Annotated in this window: 1 protein-coding gene and 1 pseudogene; both read right to left on the bottom strand. The window is 38.7% G+C overall.

Going from position 1 to position 3,851, the window contains the following annotated elements; genetic code table 11:
- Nucleotides 1-1,579 (bottom strand): annotated as a pseudogene (locus tag ACFIK0_RS08875) (hypothetical protein); the annotation flags it as partial.
- Nucleotides 1,580-2,401: 822 nt separating this feature from the next.
- On the bottom strand, nt 2,402-3,851 hold a 1,450-nt coding region (locus tag ACFIK0_RS08870), incomplete at its 5' end, for a Vomp family autotransporter (RefSeq protein ID WP_375663849.1).

Genomic DNA, 3,851 nt, shown 5'->3' with positions numbered 1-3,851 from the left:
AATTCACCGCATCGGTGCTTTCAGTACCCGTTGCCACTCCAGTTATCTTTTTACCTCCAGCATCAATACCTCCGGTGGTTATTTTCGGACCATTGGCAATCACTAAGCCCGTTGCGTCTAAGGTACTGCTTCCTGCAGTTACTTTATTGACTGCGATTTCCTTAGCTAGATCAAATTTTATATTATTGTCATCTTTGCCTTTTGTAATCGTAAGATTTGTACTTCCAGCGGAAAAATCTACCGCGCTGTCCATGATAACGCTCTTACCATCCTTACCCCCAACAGATAGTTTCCAACCGCCATTTCTCACGACACTTTCTAAGTCTTTTAACTGTACAACATTTACTGCATCAGTAGGGTCACTACCAGCTGCTACACCTATAATCTGCCGCGTCACGCCCGTACTTTTGCTACCAACACTAACGGCACCCTGCGTACTTTTCCATTGCGCTTCAGTGCTTTTTGTCGCCCCCTGCAGCGAAGAAGCATATCCTGGAAGACCTAGAGCCCTATCAGCGATAACATTACTTCCTATAGCAACACCACCTTGTACAGAAACTATAGAACTGGCACCTATTGCGATACTGCTTGGAGCAAAAGCGTAAGACATGGAACCTATAGCAATACTAGATTCACCTATTCCACTTGCCTGATTACCCATAGCAATACTATACAGCGCCTCCTTTGTTACAGATGCATTGTAACCAAGAACAATCCCCTTTTCTGCATAATTCTTCGCGCCATAACCAAGAGCCATTGCATAATCACCAGTTGCAAGTACTCTATTTTTTTCATCAATATCCTGTTCTTTAGATCCAGGATCAGCTCCAACACCACCGATTGCAATGCTATAAACACCTTCCGTTTTTGCCCCCCGCCCTAAAACGACAGTACCATACACGCCCTTAGGTGACTCTGCCATATAACCAATAACAGTACTCCAACCATCACCAGCTTTTGCTCTGTACCCGATAGCAACAGAACCGTATGTACCTCTCCCACCAACACTACCAACCACATCGTCACCAATAAAAACACCCCACTTGCTGTTTGTATAATTAATCCCACTACCCAAAATAATATTGTTATTTTGAGAACGTTGCATTCCTGCAGTTCCGCCCCGCAAAAGGTCAGAAACATTAACAGGGATTGCATTCTCATTATTCCCTGCAAACTGTTGGGCTGTAGAGCTATCACGAACAAGCGACCGTGGACTAATGAGAGACTTTTTATATTGCTCGTCTGTATCTAGGGTTCTGACCAATAAATTTTTGCTATCGTCCGCAAGAACATTTACGATAGAACTCTTATCGCTCTTACCAGAAAGGGTTTTGGTTAAAAAATTTGCGTAATCTTCAGAAGCATTCAAACCAGCAACAGAGAGAAGGCTTTGTGGATAAGATACACCAGCACTTTTTACACCTTCAAGAAACGTGTTTCTAAAATCAGGATTTGCTGAAAAAACAGGCGTAACATTCGATAAGAATGTAGCCGCTATAGCCAACGAAAGAACTTTAACAAAAGAAAAACGAGAACGTTTTAATTCACTCGCAGCTTGTGGGGCATATAATTTTTTCATAACAAACTCTCCAATGAAAAAACTTAGAAACACCTCCAAAACATAAAAAAGACACATTTTAGCATTATTGATGTCTTTGGAATTCAGAGTAGACGATCATTGCTTAGAGTGTGAACATTTTGAGTCTTTAGTCTTGTTCTGTTTGTGCTCTCTGTATTGAGACCTAAATGCTTGTCTTTTTGATTATGTTTTGTGGACATAAAGATGACACATTTAGAGTCTAAGTTTTTTAGTGTGCTTTTTTTCTAACTAAAAAGGGGTCTTTATATTTAATATTACTTTTTACTTGGTAGTGGTTACTATAAAATCCTTTGTACTAGGTTTTAGTATGTATTTTCCTAATTATAGACTTTATTTTTATTAGAAAGCATGGTTTTGTTAATAATAAGTAAAGTAAAAAGAAATTGTAATATGTCCGGAATATAGTTTTCCTTGGATAACTGGCTTTTTAGTTGGATTTTTTCTTTTTAATATATCATATAATGATATATGCGCGGTCCCGTGATGTACCTTTTATATTTACGCACTACTTTTCCCCCTTTGAATTATTTTATCAAAATGAGTCTTACTAATATACACTCCCATATTGCTATAGGCTGTTCATGAAAATAGCAACATAAAAATATAACTTTTTAGCAATATGGATTCTACTGTGATCTTTTTTCAACAAAATATAGAAAAATCTTCTATAAAACCTCACAGTTTATAGCCTCATCAAATATTATGCTTATCTCTAGATAAATACTGTGCGTCTGTAAAAAAATATTCCCCCTTATTTCAATAAATAAGGGGGAATGTTTTGTTCTGTTTTCGTTATTCGTATTATTTTATTTTCAGAGTAATTGCACCACCTATGCCCCAATGACCACCAGCACTCGTGGCAGAGAGATTAGAGCGGATTTTTCCGTTTTCAGATGTATAACCAGCACCAAGAGCAAATGCGGATTGTCCACGCCATGTGCCGCTACCAAATGAGACACTCAAAGATCCTGGCTCGTCGAAGTAACGTAGGTTGGATACTGCTAGACCAACGGCGGCTGCTTGCCTTGCCTCTTTGCGCACGCTCTTAATATCATAACTTAAAATATTAAACTTCATATCTGTATATCGGTCAGACCGATCAACAGCATCATCAATGGCATTAATAACAATATTATCCACCCGACTATCCGTATATTTTTTTGCATCATCGAGAACAATTTTCATCTGTTGCTGAGTGTAATCATGCAGTTGACCACCATTCACAGCTTCTTTCGAGTCCTTCTCAATACGGCCATCCGCAACATTATCAATTAAAACAGGTTCACTGGAATCTCCACCCTCTAAAGTGATCCTATTAGTTTTGTTTCCTTCTCCATCTTTATCATAGTTAACCGCACCATCTGCGACTGAAATTTCAATATCTTGTATATGTTGATGGATATTATCTACTCTGTTTTCAATTGTGTCTACCCTGTTTTCAACTTCTGTGACCTTCTTGTTCGTCTCCCATAGCTGTCCTCCATTTACAACTTCTTTTGAGCCTTTTTCAACTTTACCATCAGATACATTATCAATCTTGCTCGCTTTACCTTTATGACTAGCGTCATACATTCCTTTCTGTTCATTCCAATTTAAACCATTGGACGAGACATTGTTTTCAACATTTTGAATGCGGTCGTTTATCTTAGACATACTCTCACTTACGCCGTCAAAAGCACTGGCAACGTTATGATAATTCTTCTTTTCACCAGAGCTCCCGTCAGCCTTGAATTGTACTATCTTAAAAGTAGGAGCAGTCCATTCTCCATTATTATAGCCAGCGCCACCACCAAAATACGCAGCCAATTGGTTGCTCATAAGATAAAGTTGCGAACCATTTATAGCATCGGTTGAATTTTCAGTAATATCTCCATTGGCAAGAAACTTAATTTTGCTATTGGTTCTTCCCTCTCCATGCTGTGCTACAAATGCCTGCTCATCACCGTTCCACAACAAGGCGTCCCCTTTAACTTCTTGAGTAATATTCGTGATTTTTTCATTGACATCGTTTACCACATTCGTCAGATGCGTATTCACACTCTTCACATTTGCATCAAGACCTGTCAAAGCTGAGCCAACGTCATGATAATTGGCTTTTGCCACCTGACCATCTTCAACAATAACAGATAAACTATATTTTGGTCCTTTAAAGGCACCATTTTCGAATGAAGCATCACCACCAAAATAATTTGCTATATCTCCAGATATTTTATTAATTTGGTTCCCATTGATTGCATCATGCGATCCTTGC

Origin of the sequence: Bartonella sp. CL63NXGY, assembly GCF_042194905.1 — a bacterium.
GTDB lineage: Bacteria > Pseudomonadota > Alphaproteobacteria > Rhizobiales > Rhizobiaceae > Bartonella.
The sequence above is the reverse complement of the archived record's forward strand: the minus strand, read 5'-3'. Positions and strand labels throughout refer to the sequence as shown.